Raw genomic sequence first — 19590 nt, forward strand, 5'->3', positions numbered from 1 at the left:
AGTTTATCGTATGTAACTTCGCTTAATGTATATTATGTAAACTAGAATAAAAAAATTCAAAGGAGACTAAATTAAGCCTCCTTTTACTGTATCTTCTATTATTAAACGACTTACTGTGAGTTTTCCTCCAGCATTTTAGAGATGTTTCCATAACCGAGTTCATCAGCGTAATCTTTTGCTGATTTGCCATAGTTATCAACGATGTTTGGATCGGCGCCGTTTCTTAGTAATTCTGCCACGATATCTTGATAAACTTGCGATCCGTCTCTTAATGCAACGGCTTCAATCAATGCTGTGTAGCCATAATCATTTTGATGATTGATATTTACACGCCCATCAGCCAGCAGCAACTTTACGTTAGCCAGATGACCTTTTTCAGCGGCTGGAATCAGCGCGTTTCCGCCAAAACGGTTGGTAATTGATTGATCTGGTGTACTATGAGCTAGCATATAGGTTAAAATCTCGGTTCTACCTTCAGCTCCGGCGTATAAATAAGGACTATCCTCGATATTATCCTGTTTATTTACATTTGCTCCTGCGTCAATCAATTTCTTGGCTATCTCGATTTGATTATTATGGACTGCGATCATTAAGGATGTTTCATTTTTATCGTTCACTTCATCAATCGAATATGATTTTGCTTTTAAAATTTCGGCTACTTTTGCTGAATCGTTTGCGGAAACTGCTTGGAGTAAACTTCCTGGAGCTATATCCATCTTTTTATCCTCCTTTGATTGTTGTGTACTGAAAGATTCTTTTGCAGCACTCGTTTTGTCGGAAGCTTTAGAAATATTTTTTTCTACAGTGGATTTTGAAGTGCCAGTCGCTTCCTTATTTGCCGAATTTGACTGACAGCCGCCTAAAATAAATAGAAATGCGATTATTGCGATTACTTTTTTCATCCATCTCCTCCTGCTTACAACTCGCCAGTTAAAAATTGTGCTCGGCCAAAACCAAAGCTCCAGTCTTCATCTGAATTGACTGTCAGGTTAATCATTACATCTTCTGGTTTGATGCCAAGCTGGTCCTCTAATTCCTTCACTAGCTGAGAATAAAAGTTTTGCTTTTCTTCGCTGGTACGTGGTCTTGTGGTTAGACTGAAAACGATCACTTGATTGGTTCGTTCGAAACCTAAGCCCGTATCGAGAATCTGCATTTCGAATGGTTCGTGTTGATTGACTATTTGATAGCGATCGCCCTCTGGAGCATGAAAAGCCTCCAGCATTACTTGATAAGAAATGTCCAGAATTTCTTTGATTTCATCTTCATTTCTTCCTTTAATCATATCGATTTTCATTAATGGCATCGGCATATCCTCCCTTTATTTCTGCATAGTATAACATCTATGAAACAATTCAGCCGACTTGAGAACTTTCGGTTAAAAATAAAGTTATTCCAGACAGCGGCTCTGAATATTAAGAATTATTAATATTCGGATTAAAATCTTATCCGGATATTGGTATATCAGCGTTTCCAACATTGTTCAGTTTGACCTTCGCCTTAAAAACCGATAAACTATTGAAGAATATGGAAAATAAATCTAAGGAGCATGCAAATGTCTCATTTAAAAAAATATATTGATTTTACAAAAACACGAATTGGTTTTTTCAGTCTGCTGATTGGCTTACTTTGGCTGAAAAATATGTTTGCCTATGTTGTTGATTTTCATTTAAGCATTCAAAGTCCTATGCAATTATTCATTCTGATCATTAATCCTTTAAGCGTTTCGATGGTGCTGCTCAGTCTTGCCTTGTTTATTAAGCGTTCAAAAGTTGCTTATACGACATTGTTCATTATTTATGCGTTGTTGACGATCTGGCTCTTTTCGAATGCGGTCTATTATCGTGAGTTTACTGATTTTATTACGATCAATACGATGTTGGGCGCCGGCCAAGTCTCGACTGGTTTAGGTGAAAGTGCCGTTCGATTATTTCGCTTGTACGATGTCTTTTATATCATCGACCTGTTCTTGCTGCCTGCTTTATTAATCAAAAAGAAAATTCCGATGGATAAGAAATATCCGCGTTTCCGTCAAGCGGCGGCCCTCACTGCCCTTTCTCTTTTAATCGGCAGCGGAAATATTTTTCTGGCTGAGATTGATCGTTCTGGCTTATTGAGTCGGCAATTTTCCCGCGAATATTTAGTGAAATATCTAGGTGTGAATGCTTTTACGGTCTATGATGGTTATCAAACCTATCAGAACAACCAAATTCGAGCAGAAGCAAGTCCCAATGATCTCAAGGAAGTTGAAAGCTACGTTAAAGATCATTACGCGGAGCCAAATGATTCAATGTTCGGCATAGCAAAAGGCAAAAATGTTGTCTACATTCATTTGGAAAGTTTCCAACAGTTTTTGATCGATTACCAGCTGACTGATGAGAACGGCGCGAATCATACTGTTACGCCATTTTTAAATAGCTTGTATCATGGTGAAAGCACCTATAGCTTTGACAATTTTTTCCATCAGGTCAAAGCCGGTAAAACCTCTGATGCGGAAACGTTGATGGAAAACTCATTATTTGGTTTGAATCAAGGGGCACTTTTCACTCAAATGGGTGATAAAAATACCTTTGAAGCGGCACCGAATATCTTGAAGCAAAAGGCGGATTACACGTCGGCAGTATTCCATGGTCATTCGGCATCATTTTGGAATCGGGATAAGACTTATAAGCACCTAGGGTTCGAGTATTTCTTTGATTCGTCTTATTACGACATCAATGACGATAATTCGTTCCAATACGGCATGCACGACAAACCATTCTTGAATCAATCTGTTCAATACTTGGAACATCTGCAGCAGCCGTTTTATGCGAAATTTATTACCGTTTCGAACCACTACCCTTATTCTCGTTTTAAAAATGAAGAAGATGGGTTCCCGTTAGCTAATACGAAGGATGAAACGATCAATGGCTATTTTGCGACGGCGAACTATTTAGATACTGCGTTAAAAGAGTTCTTTGATTACATGAAAGCCAGCGGTCTATATGACAATTCAATTTTTGTCTTATATGGTGACCATTACGGTATCTCGAATACGCGTAATAGAGAACTGGCACCGTTATTAGGAAAAGAATCGGATGCTTGGACAGATTATGACAACGCGCAATTACAGCGGGTCCCATTCATGATCCATGTACCTGGTGCAACAAATGGCGGCGTCAACCATACTTATGGTGGTCAAGTTGACGCGCTCCCTACTCTGCTGCATTTGCTGGGGATCGATTCGAAAAAATATCTGCAGCTGGGGCAAGATCTGTTCTCGCCGGAACATAAACAAGTTGTTGCCTTTAGAGATGGTGATTTCGTCACACCGCAATATACCTTCTACGGTGGCAAAATGTATGATAACCAAACAGCTGAGGTGATCACTGAACCAACGCCGGAGCAAGAACAAACCTTTGTCGAACTGAATCAGGACGTCGATCAGCAATTGATCACCTCTGATAAAATCACTAACGGCGACTTGCTGAGATATTATCAGGATAGCGGCTTAGATTCGCTTAATCCGAGTTCCTTTGATTATCGTGATCAAAAGGCACGTTTAGAAGAAATCGAACGTCAAAAAGGCGCACAGTCTTCTAGTTTATACAGCGAGAATAATCAGAAATCAACGGTTGGCTTATATAAGACTAAAACCTATCAGCAATATGACTAAAACGAAACACCTCCAGTCGAAAAAACTGGAGGTGTTTTTTAGTCTTGTCTTCTTTGCAATGCTTCTTTTCTTAATTTACGTTGCGCTTTTTTCGAGCCGCGATCAATATCTCGCCGCTCTTTTCGCGTCTGGAAGTCTTCAAACAGATTTTCTAATTCATAGTCCGCTGGATAAAGCTCGGTCGCCCGATATTCAAGCTTGATTCGGCGTTTAGGCACTTCGATAAACTCGTCTTCAAGGAACACCTTCACATTGTCAGTGAAAGGAATCTCCTGATAGATCAAGGCTGATTCCTGCTGTTCCAGCAAGAACACTTTGTCCCCTTTATAGTAAGTCATTTCAACAGCCGCTGTGGTCGGCTTCATCGTCCGCTTCTTAAAGCTCTTCTTCTCGAGGCTGTAATTGCGATCGGTGAAATAATTTTGGGCTTTGGTGATAATCTGATCAGAGATCGCCATCTTTTTCGCAATCCATAAAGCATTACTTTCACCAGTTTGACCAATCAGCAAGCGATATTTCGGCGTTAAGTGTTCTGCGTCAAAGTCCATTGCCGCAGTGATGAAATCAGGATGCTGTTCGGCAAAACGTTTGATTTCACCGTAATGGGTCGTCGTGATCAAAATACTGCCCTTTTGGTAAAATTCCTCCATGATGGCGATCGCCAAGGCCGCACCTTCATTTGGTTCAGTCCCGCTGCCTAATTCATCCAAAAGAATCAAACTATTTTTACGCGCCTGCCGAAGGATCTCAGAAATATTCTGCATATGTCCGGAAAAGGTACTTAGAGCATTCTCGATACTTTGCGCGTCTCCAATATCAACAAAAATCTGCTCGAAAATCGCGATCTCCGTTCCTTCTTTTGCCGGGATCTGCAAACCGATCATCGTCATCAGACTCATTAGTGCGACCGTTTTTAAGACGACCGTTTTCCCGCCGGCATTCGGACCGGTAATAGTTAATCCGCGATAATCTTCACCAATTGTCAAATCCAACGGCACTGCATGTTCAATCAAAGGATGAGTCGCAGAGACTAAATGAATATAGCCGTCAGCGTTTATTTTCGGTGTGATCCCTTTTAATTCGCGACTAAATTTCCCCCGTGCAAAGATCTGATCAAATTCTGCGATGATCTCGATATTCTGTTGAATCAGCGGCAAAGCTTCTGCCAACAAGCCGGTCAAGGTTGCTAGAATTTGATAAACTTCGGCTTCTTCTACCATTTTGTGGTAGGTCAATTGCTCATTCCAACGGCTCACACTGCTAGGTTCGATATATGCCGTCGTTCCTTTACTGGAAAGTTCAACGATCGTTCCTTTGATTTGTTTCTTATATGCCGCTTTGATAGGAACGGTAAAAATATCGTTGCGTTTAGTGATGATCGCTTCTTGCATTTTCTCTTTATTTTGACGAATAAATTTTTTCAGCAACTCTTGGATTTTGTCTTGAGTTTCCGCAATATCCCGACGCGCTCGCCGCAGTTCGCGACTAGCATCGTCAACTATTCTTCCGTTTCGAATGACCTGATAAATTTCTTCTTCGATTTCATTGAAGTCGTTCAATCCTTGTCCGTAACGATTCAAAAGAGGAGCGATACTTTGATTTTTTTCAAAAAATTGCCGGATCAAACGCAAGCTGCGTAAGAAGTCCGCGTATTCCATCAGCTCTTGCGGTGTAAGCACAAAGCCTTTTTCGAGCTGGTTAGTTATATGTTCAATACTTTGCAGCCCCATAAAGGGTACATGGAGATTGCTATCAAGTAACTGCTTTGCTTCCGTCGTTTCCGTCAGCCGTTTTTCTACAACAGATAGTTTTGAATGAGGCCGAGTGTTTGCGATTCGTTTTTTCCCGAAGCTGCTGATTGCGTAGCTGCTAAGTTGTTGTTTGATTTCGTTAAATTGTGTTTTTGTAAATGTTTCGTTATTCATGGTCTCTTCCTTTCGTTATGAAAAGATACCTATCGAGGCCAGGGGAACTTAACAAAGGAGATAGTCGTCGCAGCTAGCTCATTAATAAACAGAAGCGACAAAAAAGCTGCGAAGATTCCTCTTCACAGCTTGAATTCTAATTCATCAGCTTTGATAGGTATCATCTAATTTGGCATGCGAAATAAACCTGTGTAAACAGTCATTTTTTTCGCTATCAAGTTACTCCAAATTAAATAACTACACTCACCAAGACACCTCATAATTTTTGTTAAGTTTCCTTATTGATAGTCTAACGTGACAGTTAATGTTTGTCAAATTGGACTATTAGTTTACGCCATTGCTGCCGGTACAGGCTTGGCACCATCATTGATGAAGTACACTTGGTACCATGTCAAGAAGGTATAGATCGTCCAGATTTTACGACGACCATCTGCGGTTCCAGCGAAGTTATCATCTAACAGCTTCACGATCTTGTCTTGATCAAAGAATTCTTTTACGAAGTCCTGAGTGAACACGTCGCGAACGATTTGATAATATTTTTCTTCACGCAACCAGTCTTTGATTGGAACTGGGAAGCCAAGTTTTTCACGGTTATACCATTCTTCTGGCAAATGACGTGCCGCAGCTTGGCGGAATGCAAATTTTGTATTTTCAGCATTGATCAAATATTTAGTTGGTACGATTTCAGAGACTTTCATCATTTCTTTGTCTAGTAAAGGTACACGAACTTCTAATGAATTAGCCATTGCTAATTTATCAGCTTTCAATAAGATATCCTTTGGCATCCATTGGTGCATATCCAAGTATTGCATTTTCTTGATTTCAGACATATCCTGAACCTTTTCGTAATGAACATCAACGATATCTTTAATTGTTGGACTTTGTTGGTATTCAGGCTGCAGGTAATCAACCGCTTCGTCCTCTTCAAAAACTTTCGCTTGTCCGATAAAGAATTCTTCGGCTGGTGCCAATGATGTATACAAGTGCAAAGCACCTTTGAAGGTTTTACCCTTTAGTCCTTTAGCGATCGAGTAACGCATGCCTTTTGGTAATTTTTTCAAGCCTTCAGCAACAACTTTGACAGCTTTTGACTTCGTATTCATCCCATAAGCTTGGTATCCGGCAAATAATTCGTCTGCACCTTCTCCACTCAGCGCAACCCGCACATCACGGCTAGCTAGCTCAGTTAAGAAGTATAATGGCACACATGAAGGATTTGAATCAGGTTCATCCAAATGATATTGGATCAACGGGAAATATTCGAAGGCTTCATCTCCGGTAACCACTCGAGATGTATTATTCAGATCGATCAAATCTGCCAATTTCTTTGCTTCGATCGATTCATTGTATGTTTTATCGCCAAAGCCGATTGAATAAGAATGCTCTGGGCGCAAAACAGCCGTAACATAACTTGAATCCACACCAGATGACAAGAATGAGCCAACCTCAACATCGGCAATTCGGTGAGCTTCGACCGATTTCAAGACTGTATCATCAATCAAATCAACGGTTTCCTCAAGCGTCATATTAGTTTCTTGTTCTTTTACATCCCAATACTGCTGGATATCTAGTTTGCCATCTTTATAGATAAAGTAATGGCCTTCTTTGATGCGATAAACATTTTTAAAGAAGGTTTCATCCAATGCTGAATACTGGAACGTCATATATGGTTTCAAGGCTTCTTTATTCAACTCTTTAACAAAATTAGGATGTTGCAGGAAGCTCTTGATTTCAGAACCGTACATAAATGTACCATTCATCATTGTGTAATAAAGCGGTTTGATCCCAAAATGATCGCGCGCGCCGAATAATTCTTGTTTTTCTGTATCCCAAATAACAAAAGCAAACATTCCGCGAATCTTTTGTAGCAAATCAATGCCGTATTCTTCGTAGCCATGCAATAACACTTCAGTGTCAGCGTGAGTCGTAAAAATGTGGCCTTTGGCGATTAAGTCTTCACGAATGCTTTGATAATTATAAATTTCTCCATTAAAGGTAATGATTTTTGTTCCATCTTCGTTTTTGATAGGCTGTGTACCGCCCTCAAGGTCAATGATGCTCAAACGACGAAAACCTATAGCGGCACCCTCGTCGATAAATTGTCCCGCACTATTTGGTCCGCGGTGAACAATCGTATCCATCATATTTTTAACAATTTGCTCTTTTTGCGTTGTATTTGAACGATCAATAAATCCTACAATTCCACACACAATCTCTACCCTCTTTCAAACATGGTAAACTGATACTCTTTCATATCAACTTTCAAAGTATATCATAGGATTTACGGACTTTCACGAGTGAACGTGATTTCCTAGAAAAAAAGGCAAAAAAATTAATTTTTTCCAAAGAGATATACTTAATTTATCGGCGAGGATTCTGCTTCCGAAAACAAAAAAAGCGCTACACCAAAAAATGGCGCAACGCTCGTTGTTTCATTATTGTTCGTCAGTGATCGTCAACGGTACTAAGAAGGGATAGCTGCCAAAGAATTCGATCAATGATTTATTTTTGCGATCGGTATTTAATTTCAGGCTGCTGGTTTGATCTTCGGTGTTTTGCTTGATCGTCACCGTTTGATTCCCATCCAACGCGACTAAATAACTATTTTCATCAACCTTTTTGAAATCATAATTTTCATTATCCATCGTCGTGATGAAAATTTTATCTAAAACTTCAATCGGTGTCTTATGAGTAAGATCTACTGACAAGTCTAACGGTTGGCTATTGTCCAAAAGATTCTCATCAAAGTCGAAGCCTAAATCCTTCATATGAGCCATAACATCATTCATCTCACGGCTGAACATTGAATTCTGTCCACTCGTATAAATATGTTTGTTGTAGCAATCCTTCAATAAAGTTAATACCGCATCATTTAAAACAGTGACTTTCATTATTTCAGGATAAACTTCCATTAGCTTAATCTTCTCGCTGCGGAATTTCCCATCAGATGTCGGCATCATAAAACTAAAATTGATTTCGTTGGTACTAGTCAGCCGATAAGAAAGGTTGAAATGTTTACTTTCCCATGTCGAAAATTCATTGGTCGAAAGATGCAGATCATGGTTTTGCAAAGGTTTGATCAGCTCAAAGGTGAAATATTCTAATAACGCACCTTTTGCGATTGCCGAGGCAGTCATTGATTCTTCAACAAAAATTTTCTTGAAGTAATCCAACAATGATGGGAAATCAGATTCCATCAAAATCTTTCTAAATTTCAGATCAGCGATTTCTTTTTCTGCATCGTCGATCAACCTTAACAAGTCTTGATAATTTTCTTCCCGATTATCATAATAGTTTATCGCCGAATCGCTGACAGGCTTCGTTTGAGGCACTGATTGAAAGGCTTCAGTTGATTCCTCCGTCGTTTCATCGGGGTGAAGAATCTCTTTTTCACGAATATTCAAGCCTGGTTCTTCCGAATCGACCAAAGTATCATAGATTTGATTGATTTTATTCTTTTCTTCAGTCATTATTCCGCCCCCCTATTTAAGAAATCCTTGATAAAAATCTCAAGTGCGGCATCCATTTCCTCTAAACCGCCAAAGCGTTTTTTGATCAGGCGCAATTCTTTTATTGCGATTGCCTGTTCTAATGAAAGATTGGCAATGCGATTCGCCAATTCGATTTTTTGTGATTCGCCTGATAACTGATCGCCGACAAAAGGTGTCCATTGACTGCGCTGCTGCTTCAATTCCTTCAGCTTGTCATCGATTACTTCGATTTCTTCTTCGATCTTCTTGCGGTTCATAAAGCTTTTAGTCTCTTCTAAATCCGCTTTAAGCTTTTCTTGATGAGCAATTTTGCCGTTAAGCTCACGCAATTCCGACTGAGCTGCGATTGTCTTTGCATCAAAGTCATCCTGCTGATTTTGCAGCTCCGCCAGTTGTTCCTTATAGCCGTCCTTCATGGCTTTTTCCCATTGCTCACGAATTTCGGGTAATATTTTTATAGTAGGCTGTGTTGCATCCACCTGTAAGACCGCGCGATCTCGATAATAGCTGCCGATCTGATAATTGATTAAAATGGGTGAAACAACGTCACGCATGATCATAAATGGGAACGTCCTCTGTATTTCTTGATCCAACTTACTTGTCAAGAAATTATCAATCTCATGATTCGCATTGCTGGATTGCTGGATCGAAGCTGGCAATTCATTCCAGTAGATTTGGTAAACATCGCCCATTCGCTCTGCTTTCATTGCCTCTTCCAACCGTCTGATCTGCCCCATCAACCCACCTAACACACCGGAAGCAGATTCTTTCACTGAATCAAATGATGTTTCAGTTTGAAGTTCTTCCTTTTTTTCTGGAGTCTCCATTTAAGACCCTCCTTTATTTTTTTGATTAATTATATAATAAATATTACCATAATTATTCTTGATCCAATCCCACGAAGCAAATTATCTAATTTTTTGCTTTAGAATTGGAACCCACTTCTCTATTTTACCCTAGCAAGGCCCTAATGATAAGCATAAACTGTTGAGGAAAGTAAAAAAAGATTGTGTCAATCTTAAAAAATGACACAATCTTTTTAATTATTTTGATGATCCGCTGAAGAAATCTTTGATTTGTTGCCATAGATTTGCGAAGAACCCTTGATTCTCTTCTAATGTTCCTTTGAGTGAATCACCGAATTTACCAAGCTGATCAGAGACCTTATTGACGGTTCCTTTAAAATCGCTGCTGATTTTATCAAGCTGTTCGATCGATTCTTTGTCTAATACACCATCAGTCGTTTGATATTTTTCTGCTAAAGCAACTAATTGATTGATATCGTCCTTCGTAACATATTGTGATAAATTATTTTTTTCCAAGGCATCATTAACAATTTTTTCAACATCTTCTTTCGTTGCTAGTTCACCTTGCTTTTCTTTAAGTTCTGCTAACTCTTTTTTTATGTCGACCAATGTTTGGTTTAATTGCGCTTTATAGGCTTCATCGGCTTTTTCTTTTTCGCTGTCAGATAAGTTCTGATTTTGACTTTGCTCATTGGCCTTATTTACGACTGATTGCGAAACATCCGAGGTCGTATCCAATTCCGTTTGAGCCAATTGTGCCCGTTCTGGATCAACCGTTTCACCATTTGATTCAAAGGCCTTATAGACACCAGTCAAAGCGCTCTCGCCGGTTACTTTCACCACACTGGCAACTTTGACAGTTGCATCAGTAATACCTGCGGTAACTAATGGGTTCTTATATTGATCCGCGGTAATCTGGGTAATGTTTTCCGGCGTCAATATTTTCACATTGATCCCTTTTCCTTGATCTTCGCGGTTCACCACGACAGAGCTCAGCATCACACTGTCGTCTCCGCTGCCATAACCCAAATATTTAACTAAATCTGCGCCAGTCGCGGTTTCCATTTTAACGCTGTCTTGGTTGATTCCAAGTTTACTCATAGTTTCATCTAACTGCTGCTGGTTTAGTCCTGCCCCAGCGACAAAAGTTGGTTTGCCCCAACGTTCATTGATGACACCATCCTCTGCATGAACTTTTGTTTGATTGGTTAGTCCAGCACCTAGTGAAAGGCCTAAGCCTGCTAGTAAAATATATTTATGAAGTTTCATCTGATTGCCTCCCGTATCTTAATACTCATATTTTAGCTGATTTATGTATTTTTGCTTACTCATCCCCCTTCTCTTTAAACAATTATTTACTAAGCTAAGAATCTCTTAACTATTTTCTCGGTCTTAAGTTGGAGGTAATGTCTGCTTTTCTATGTTTTTTATCAAAAAAGACTTCTCAGTCTACTTTGCTGAGAAGTCTTTAAAGATCAATCTTCTTTGGTTGTAAAATGAATCTTATCTTGGTCATCACGTTCCAAGTACGTCGTTTCCTTTAAATAGCTGAAATGTAATTCTTTGATACTAGAATCCTCCAGCATTTTTTCGTAGCCTTCAAAAATTGCTCGAATATAATGTTTGTATGCTCTCTTTTTTCGTTGTCGCTTGTTCATAAGACACCGTCCTTCTTGGATATCTTACCAAGCATCAGCTTTTCAGACAAGTATTTTATTGATAGGTTTGATTCAAATAGGTCAATAAATCTTTCGAAAGTTCCGTCGCAGAAGTTCCTTCTGGTTTATTTTCCAAAAATTCAACGACTGAATAATTTTGTTTTTCTGAATCAAAAGCATACAAGAAACTGTTCTCTTGTCCCTTTTCATCTTGCTTTTGTTTGATCTCCGCAGTACCTGTTTTTGCGGCCAATGGAATATTTAATGCAGCTAAACTATGTGCTGTCCCATTTTCATCGCTGACAACTGCCTGCATATCATTAGTGATCGTCTCAGCAGAGCTTGCTTTGACCACATCTTTTTCGTTTTTGGTTTCTTTATCGGCAATCAATTTAGGATAGACCATCGTGCCTTTATTTGGAAAGACAGAATATGCCGTGATTTGTTGAATTGGATTTAACAATAACTGTCCTTGTCCATATCCAGTATCTGCTAATAAAATTTCAGAATCAAAACTGTCTTTACTTGAAATCTGGGCCTTTTCCATCGCGATCGGCAAATCTAAGTCTTTGCCAAAAATGAATTTATTTAAGCCTGCTCGGAAGGTTTTTTCTCCCATCTTCAAGGTTTCTTGCGCCATGTAGATATTATCCGAGTAAACTAAAGCTGTTCTTAAATTGACAGGACTAACATCTGAGACACGAGTTACCTGATAAGAGCCCCAAGAACTGTCCTTTTGCCATTTCAGTCCATTAATCGCTAATTCTTCGTTTGGATTCAAAGTACCCGCGTCCAAGCCAATCGCTGCAGTAATCGTTTTAAAGGTCGAGCCGGGTGCATACCCAGTAGCAAAACGACTCATAAACGGCTGATTGCTGTCGTTACTGTAAGCATCGTAATCAGTTTGACTGATTCCATTGGTCATTTTGTTAGGATCAAAACTAGGTGAACTAGCTGCAACTAATAAATCTCCTGTTTTCGGAGCCATCACAACACTTGATCCCGCCTGACCATTCAAGCCTTTATAAGCAATCTGCTGCGCACGGCTGTCGATCGTCAATTTAACATTTTCGCCATCTTTTTTCTCGATTTTTTGTAAGACTTTCTTCTCATTGCCTTTACTATCTGTGATCGCCAATGATCCGCCGTCTTTTCCTCGCAGTTGTTTATCTAAAGCCATCTCTAAACCGCTTCGGCCAATCAAACTATCACTGGCCAGATCATTGTTTTTCTTCAGATCTTCTGCTGTGACTTTACCAACATATCCGATTAATTGAGCAGCCGCTTCCTTTAATGGATAGGTTCGCCCAGTTGTTTCTTTGACTTCCAAACCTTCAGGAGTTTCCGCTGATGCCTCTGCTGTGGTTTTCAAAGGAACAAAGAAATCATCCTGAACCCATCCTTGCTCTAAGGCTGTTTCCACGTCTTTAGCAGTAATATCCAAACTTTTTGCGATCGCATCGATTTTGGCTGTACGATCTTCTCCTGTACCAAGATTTTTGGGGATGACACCTGATTGATAGACTGTTCCATTGGTTGCAAGACCTTGCCCGCTGCGATCTAATATCTCGCCCCGTGTAGCTGGATCGACAGAATAATTAATTTTGTCTTTGCCAGACATACCAGGGAAAATCAAATTCGGCTTCCAATTAATTTCTTTGCCGCCATCAGCCAAAGTACCAGAATATTTTTGATTCTTTAATTGACCAAAACCGGTATTTACGGATAATTCGTAAGAAAAGTGGTAGTCGTCTCCCTCTTTATCCACCGCTAGATTCTTCATCTTGATATTCGAGGCGCTAATACCTGAAAAGATCGACTGATATTTTTCAGAGACTTGTTTTTTAGTATAGCCATTTGACTTGATCGAATCAGCATTCAAATTTTTGGTCATTTCTTGATACTTGCCCTTTTGCAGATTCTTAACAAATGTTTGTACCGTTTCTTCTGCTTGTTTCTTAACTTGGCTCGCTTGATATGCGCGTACACCGAAAAAGCCTGCAATGAGCACAATGATTACACCGATAATAATAATCGGCAGTTTATTCGTTCCTTTTTTATTACGTGTACTTCTTTCCATATAAGGGTCCCCTCCCTAGCATCTTTCGTCCTCTTTCTTTATACTATAAAAAAGGACGTGTTGACTATGAATCATTGTTACTTATTCATTGGTCCGAGCGGTTCTGGAAAAACCAGCTTGGCCGAAAAAGCCTTTGCTACTGAACAAAAGATTATTTCTTATACGACGCGTGCCCCTCGTGAAGGTGAAGAACACGGGCGTGATTACTACTTTGTATCGAAGAAAGAATTCAAGCAGATGGTCAATCACGATCAATTTGCTGAATATGATGTTTATGACGAACATTTTTATGGTATTGCCAAGGCGACCTTGCGCGATGCTTTAGCTGCTGGTGACTGTTACGATCCAATCACGACGACAGGCTTTGTTAACTTGCATCGTATCTTTGGTGATCAGATGGTTCCAATCTGGATCAATATTTCTAAAGAAACGATGATCGCCAGACTAGAGAAGCGAGCCACTTCAGAAAACTTGGAGCGGCGCTTGGCAATTTTTCAAGAAGATCAAGAGAGCTTGGCCCGTTTGAAAAAATATCCAAATCTGATCGAAATCGATGGCGAAACTTCTTTAGATGAGATGCTGCGTCAATTACGTCAAGCTTTGAATTAACTGAAAGGCTTTGCGTTCACCATGTTCAAATGGAAAATAGACCATGCCGCAATAAGTAAACCCGCATTTTTCGATAAGGCTAAGCATAGGCTGATTGGCAGGGTATGTATCGATTCGGATATCTTCATAGCCCAAAGCTTGAGCCTGCTTGATTGCCAGTGTCAATAAATTTTTACCTAACCCGATTCCGCGATGCTTTTGACTAACCGCGACATGATGCAAAGAAACATAAGGTCCTTCACCTTGCCACTTGCCTTCAATAGCTTCATAAACAGGATCGTTTTCAGCGATTAAGGCGATCGTTCCAACGACCTCATCTTCTAAAGTCAGCACATAGCTGGCTTTTTTTTGTATATCTTCACGAATCACACCTTCATGGGGTTCGTGTCCATCTTGCCATTGCGGCGAACCTTGCTCCTTCAAATATTGTTTCGCTTCATTGATAATAATTCCAATTGCTGGTATATCCGCTAATATACTTGGACGGAAAATAAATGTTGGTTCATTTTGTTCGCTGGTTTTGGCTTCGTCACCAAATGAAAGAATTGCTTCCGCATCTTTCTTTCCTAGAATTCCGCCTAAAACCTCTCCCATTTGTTTGGCCTGTCTAACAATAAAATCTTCATCTTCATATCCCATTTTTCTTCCATCCTCTCTGCCAATGATCGCCTTGCTCTAAAAAAGCGCCAATCAATTCTAAATGATGCGCCAGTGTCCATTTCTTGATTGTTCCTAAACCTGGAAATTTTTTTGTTTCCCGGTAATGCAGTAATTCCTCTAAACCAAGCGTCAGCAATAGCTGATCTTGATTACGGGAATACCAGTCAGCTAATTTATCCAGTGCTTCGAAAAATTTACCACCTTGGTCTTGGGCATTCTCATTACTATCTGACACGAAATGTTTGACTCTTAAATTAAGATACGCATCAAAATAGCTAATGTGAATGGCGATCGCACGACTAGGCCCGCCTTTATCAAAATAACGGCTGCCTTCAATCGTATAGTCACTGAACCCCAATGAATCCGGCTCCAAAAAAAGGTGTTCGTCGCTATAAAAATCATCCGCCTTTTCACCGTAATTGGCAACATTTTTTTTCGCCTGAAAAGCTTCTCTGAGTAAAATTTTATTTGGCACATCTAAAATTCTAAATCTTCCTTGATCCGGAATAACCGATACAGCCTCGCTTTTAATCGCAAGCTGAGACTTCTTCCGCGGTGAATGAGCATTAAACAAATACAATTCCGCTTCAAAAGGATTTTCTTGAGTCACGATTTCTGCCTTTTTAACACTTGAAGCTTCTCTTAATGTCCACTCAAAGCGCTTGTCCGCAAAAAGCTTGGCGGTCCCAACTTGCGGATTCATGATTAAATAACAAATTATATCGTTTCTATCAAACAGCTCAATCGTCTTTTTTAATGTAGCTGAATCACGAACTGGTTCAATAATTGGACGAATGTTTTTTGACCAGCGCTCTTCTTTGATCAAGGTGTTAATCGCTAATAGATCAAATTGCTTCCCTCGTAAATATGGATAATACATCGAATCACTCCAATGGTTCAGTCGGACGCCGACGAACCTGCCTTTGTTGACGTAAAAACTCGTAATCCTGTTCTAATGCCCGAAGCTCTTCTTCCAGACTCTCAATTCGAGCGGACTGAACATCTTCAATAAAACGTTGATAATAGTTATTCTCCTGCAAGTGATCCTTTTCGTCCAGACGCCGCCGCAATTCTTTATAAAGCTGTTCAGTTGAGAAAAAGCTCGTACCATATGACATTCTCTTAGCTTTTTGAACTTCTCGAAATAACGAAGCCATAAATCGCTGAGTTAAGGCTGTTTCTTCCACGAGCAACTCTCTTCTTAAAGGCTTTTTGGCTATGAAGAAGGTGCCATCAGCAGGTAAATCCTCAGCCTGCGTGTATGGCCGATATATTAAAACGCCGATTTCATTTGGAATATCGTCTTGAACCTTTTTATAAAGCTCCTCCGTTAATACGAAATAATTGTAATGACCGATAAAAGAAAGCTTTGCCTTGGAATAGAAATCTGCTTTTGTAACCTTCAGTTCATAGCAGCGCCATTCCGTAGCATTTGGCTTAAAGAAGCAAGCCAACGTATCAACGATTCCTTGCTCATCCGGCATCGTTACCTCTTCGACTACGATACCGCCGAGTTCTAAACAATAATAATACAAAGCCTTTTCGATTTCTTGGGTTAATGTTGTTTTCATAATCTCACCATGGGAACGTATTTTCGTAAACTTTAGCATATCTGCATGAAAAAAAACAGAGGCTGCCCTCTGTTTTAAATAAAATATGAAAGATCGCTCGCTGGACTTGGGTAAGCAAAAATATATTTTTCAACTTCCTCATGAGTCATTTTTTTCGTTAGAGCGATCAAAAGATAATTGATAACTTCATCTGCTAATTGACTTAAACAAGTAACCGCAACGATTTTATTCTCTTCATCATAAACAAATTTGATCTTGGCACCTTGATCATTGATTCGATGATAGGTGTACCAGCTAGATAAATCCGTGGTTTTTGAATGATATTTTTCCGGACGAGCCGCAAGCTCTCTTTCGCTTAATCCAATGCGAGCCAAACGCTGATCCCCGAAAACGATCGTTGGAATCAATGGATACTCGATCGCTTCGTTATCACCATTCATTGCATTGACGACATAGCCTGCTTCAAAGCCAGCCACAGGTGTTAGTTTTGGCTGACTCTTTGCCAACACATCGCCGCAGGCAAAAATATTTTGCTGCGAGGTACGTAAATGGTCATCAACTTTAATTCCTTTTTTGTCATAGTCGACACCAGCCTTTGCTAACTCCAAGCCTTCGACATTCGGAATTCGACCAGTTGCTCCGATAACCATATCAACTACTAATTCAAAATTCTCACCAGTAATGCGATAATTTGGATGCAGCAACTCTACCGCTTTTGTATCAACATTAAAATGAAACTCAATACCGGCGGATTTCATGTGTTCGACCAAATCTTTCACCAACTCTTGATCGAATTCCTTTAGCGGACGATCATTATGATGAATGATATGAACCTCAGAACCAGCAGCATTAGCGATCACAGCTAATTCAAATGCGATATAGCCGGCACCGATAAAGACGATTGTTTTCGGCAAATGTTCCAAAGCAAGAAAATCTGTACTGCTTTGCAGCAGATCTTGGCCTTCAATTGATAAGACAGCAGGGCGCTGACCAGTCGCTATCAAAAATTGATCCGCCTCTAATCTTTGATCGTCAACAATAATATGGTTGGCATCGATAAAACTTGCTTGACCTTGATAACGATCAATCTCTGCAGCATCCAATCCATCTTTGGTATTTTGTGGAACACTGTCTGTATAACTTTTTTTAAAGGTCATTAAATCTTCCCAAACAAGCTTTGGTGTTTGTTCAAAGCCTTTGCCGATCATGGTTTCGATCCGCTTTTGCGCCTCTACGCCGCTCATCAGCATTTTTTTGGGATCACAGCCGCGGTTTGGACAGGTGCCGCCCCACAGATCCGATTCAATGATCGCTACAGTTTTTCCTTTTTCTTTTAAAGCATAGGCAGCGGAGTTTCCAGCTGGACCGCTGCCGATCACGATAACATCATATTTTTCCATTATTAACCCTCCTGACTTAAAAAGCGGAAGACGTCGCTTCGATTGATCGATGCGATCGGTTTGCCATCACGTTTAAGGATAAACGCATCCTGTTCGGCTAGTAAATCAAAGACTTCGCTTAAACTAGTATCCATCGACAAACTTGGTAATGCAGCATCTGCCGTTTCCGCACTTTGGTAAAAACCGCCGTTATATAAAGTTTCTAAAGTTTGTGTATAAACTTCATCTGTTGTTTCATCGAAAAATTCCTCAACAAATTGATTGGCAGGATTTTTTTGGATCTCGTCTGGAGTGTCGCACTGGATCAATTTTCCCTCGTGCATCACAGCAATTCGGCTGCCGATCTTCATCGCTTCCTTCATATTATGCGTTACGAAAATAATCGTATTGCCTAATTTCTGATGTAATTCCAACACGAGATCTTGCAAACTAGCCCGTGAAATGGGATCGAGCGCACTAAATGGTTCATCCATCAAGACAATATCTGGTTCTGATGCCAACGCTCGTATAATCCCGATCCGCTGCTGCTGTCCACCTGATAATTCACTAGGCATTCGATCTCTAAATTGCTCAGGGTCCATATCCACTTCCTGTAATAACTCATCCACTCGTTTATTACGTTGTTCCTTATTCCATCCAAGCATTTCAGGAATTACTTCGATATTCTCTTTGACGCTCATGGTTGGGAATAAGGCAATCTGCTGCAGGACATAACCAATCTGCCAACGCAGTTTTTGAATGTTATAGTCTTTGATTCGTTTGTTTTTAAAATATAGATTTCCATCTGTTGGTTCGACTAATCCGTTGATCATTTTTAAGGACGTCGTTTTTCCGCTCCCCGAAGGTCCAACCAAGACAAAAATTTCACCCTTTTTTACTGAGATATTTAAATCTTTTAAGACAACATTGCCTTCGAATTCTTTACTCACATCTTTAAATTCAATAATTGATTCCATCTATTTCTCCTCCCCAATGATTTTTTCTTTCACTAAGAAGTCATGGGCAACTTTCGCCGGTTGTTCTTTTTTCACGTTGACCTGATAATTCATTTCGATCATTTGGTCTTCCGTGATTTTCCCAGCTAAACGATTTAAAGCTTTAACAACTTTCGGATGCTTCTCCGCAAACTCTTTCTTCATTAAAGGCGCACCTTGATATGGCGGGAAGAGATGCTGATCATCTTCTAGTGTCATCAGCTCATATTGTTTAATCTCGCTATCTGTAGAATAGGCATCGATCACATCGACATCACCTGTATTGATCGCTTGGTAGCGCAGCGCGGGTTCCATACTTTGAACCGAACCTAATTTCACACCATATTTATCTTGAATTCCGCGATAACCATCTTGACGATCGATAAATTCTAACGTAAAGCCGGCTTTTAGCTGATCTTGCTGTGCTTGAAGCTGAGAAATCTTGCTGATTCCGCGTTTTTCTGCTTCGCTTTTCTTCATAGCTAAAGCATAGGTATTTTCATAATCCATCGGTTTCAATAAACGCATATCGAATTGAGAATCCAGCAGCTTGTTCGCTTCTTGATACGTTTTTTCTGGCGATAGATCATCTGGTGTACTTTTTGGAACCTTGACTAAACTTTCCAAAACTGTTCCGGTAAATTCAGGATAAATATCGATCTGGTCATTCTCCACTGCACTGAATAAGAAACTTGTTTTTCCGAAGTTCGGCTTCAGTTCTACATTGATCGAGGAATCCTCATCCTTGATCACTTCTTTAT

Annotated in this window: 17 protein-coding genes; 2 read left to right on the forward strand and 15 right to left on the reverse strand. The window is 39.9% G+C overall.

Annotation, left to right across the window (positions count from 1 at the left end):
• Nucleotides 1–110: 110 nt before the first annotated feature.
• Together A5875_RS05045 and A5875_RS05050 are read right to left on the reverse strand one after the other, a co-directional pair.
• Nucleotides 111–902, reverse strand: coding sequence for an ankyrin repeat domain-containing protein (locus A5875_RS05045; RefSeq protein WP_176244619.1), 792 nt, complete (start codon nt 900–902; stop codon nt 111–113).
• 14 nt (nt 903–916) lie between these two features.
• Complete coding sequence (locus A5875_RS05050; RefSeq protein WP_088932601.1) at nt 917–1306, reverse strand: tautomerase family protein; 390 nt, start codon at nt 1304–1306, stop codon at nt 917–919.
• 249 nt (nt 1307–1555) lie between these two features.
• Here A5875_RS05050 and A5875_RS05055 point away from each other — a divergent pair, with 249 nt between their 5' ends.
• A complete protein-coding gene (locus A5875_RS05055; protein ID WP_088932602.1) occupies nt 1556–3655 on the forward strand; it encodes an LTA synthase family protein in 2100 nt (699 codons plus the stop codon).
• Nucleotides 3656–3693: 38 nt separating this feature from the next.
• Here the strand turns inward: A5875_RS05055 and A5875_RS05060 are convergent, their stop codons facing one another.
• From A5875_RS05060 to pbp4, 7 genes are all read right to left on the reverse strand, one after another.
• Complete coding sequence (locus A5875_RS05060; RefSeq protein WP_088932603.1) at nt 3694–5580, reverse strand: endonuclease MutS2; 1887 nt, start codon at nt 5578–5580, stop codon at nt 3694–3696.
• 329 nt (nt 5581–5909) lie between these two features.
• Nucleotides 5910–7790, reverse strand: coding sequence for an asparagine synthase (glutamine-hydrolyzing) (gene asnB / locus A5875_RS05065; RefSeq protein WP_088932604.1), 1881 nt, complete (start codon nt 7788–7790; stop codon nt 5910–5912).
• A gap of 225 nt (nt 7791–8015) precedes the next feature.
• On the reverse strand, nt 8016–9050 hold the full coding sequence (locus A5875_RS05070) for a hypothetical protein (protein ID WP_088932605.1): 1035 nt from the start codon (nt 9048–9050) through the stop codon (nt 8016–8018).
• A complete protein-coding gene (locus A5875_RS05075) occupies nt 9050–9898 on the reverse strand; it encodes a hypothetical protein (protein WP_088932606.1) in 849 nt (282 codons plus the stop codon). The genes A5875_RS05070 and A5875_RS05075 overlap by 1 nt, the downstream gene beginning before the upstream one ends.
• 216 nt (nt 9899–10114) lie before the next feature.
• Entirely contained in the window at nt 10115–11146 is a 1032-nt protein-coding gene (locus tag A5875_RS05080) for a DUF1002 domain-containing protein (RefSeq protein ID WP_088932607.1), read from the reverse strand.
• A gap of 206 nt (nt 11147–11352) precedes the next feature.
• Nucleotides 11353–11535: a hypothetical protein gene (locus A5875_RS05085; protein ID WP_088932608.1), complete on the reverse strand. Its 183-nt coding sequence runs from the start codon at nt 11533–11535 to the stop codon at nt 11353–11355.
• A 55-nt stretch (nt 11536–11590) separates the two neighbouring features.
• On the reverse strand, nt 11591–13615 hold the full coding sequence (gene pbp4 / locus A5875_RS05090) for a penicillin-binding protein PBP4(5) (RefSeq protein WP_088932609.1): 2025 nt from the start codon (nt 13613–13615) through the stop codon (nt 11591–11593).
• A 66-nt stretch (nt 13616–13681) separates the two neighbouring features.
• On the opposite strand from pbp4, the gene A5875_RS05095 reads away from it, so the two are divergent.
• The gene (locus A5875_RS05095; RefSeq protein WP_088932610.1) at nt 13682–14224 is read left to right on the forward strand and encodes a guanylate kinase; all 543 of its coding nucleotides are present in this window, start codon (nt 13682–13684) and stop codon (nt 14222–14224) included.
• Here A5875_RS05095 and A5875_RS05100 read toward each other — a convergent pair.
• From A5875_RS05100 to A5875_RS05125, 6 genes are all read right to left on the reverse strand, one after another.
• Nucleotides 14204–14863 (reverse strand): GNAT family N-acetyltransferase, encoded by a 660-nt coding sequence (locus A5875_RS05100; RefSeq protein WP_088932611.1) that lies wholly within the window; start codon nt 14861–14863, stop codon nt 14204–14206. The two genes, A5875_RS05095 and A5875_RS05100, sit on opposite strands and share 21 nt — an antisense overlap.
• Nucleotides 14853–15764, reverse strand: coding sequence for a sce7725 family protein (locus A5875_RS05105; protein ID WP_088932612.1), 912 nt, complete (start codon nt 15762–15764; stop codon nt 14853–14855). The genes A5875_RS05100 and A5875_RS05105 overlap by 11 nt, the downstream gene beginning before the upstream one ends.
• 4 nt (nt 15765–15768) lie before the next feature.
• Nucleotides 15769–16455: a hypothetical protein gene (locus A5875_RS05110; RefSeq protein ID WP_088932613.1), complete on the reverse strand. Its 687-nt coding sequence runs from the start codon at nt 16453–16455 to the stop codon at nt 15769–15771.
• A gap of 74 nt (nt 16456–16529) precedes the next feature.
• Nucleotides 16530–17855: a dihydrolipoyl dehydrogenase family protein gene (locus A5875_RS05115; protein WP_088932614.1), complete on the reverse strand. Its 1326-nt coding sequence runs from the start codon at nt 17853–17855 to the stop codon at nt 16530–16532.
• 2 nt (nt 17856–17857) lie between these two features.
• Nucleotides 17858–18811 (reverse strand): ABC transporter ATP-binding protein, encoded by a 954-nt coding sequence (locus A5875_RS05120; protein ID WP_088932615.1) that lies wholly within the window; start codon nt 18809–18811, stop codon nt 17858–17860.
• Nucleotides 18812–19590 (reverse strand): glycine betaine ABC transporter substrate-binding protein (locus A5875_RS05125; RefSeq protein WP_303393799.1); only part of this gene is annotated, 779 nt, incomplete at its 5' end.

The sequence above is a fragment of the Enterococcus sp. 3H8_DIV0648 genome, from assembly GCF_002140655.1.
In the GTDB taxonomy this organism is placed as follows: domain Bacteria; phylum Bacillota; class Bacilli; order Lactobacillales; family Enterococcaceae; genus Enterococcus_A; species Enterococcus_A hulanensis.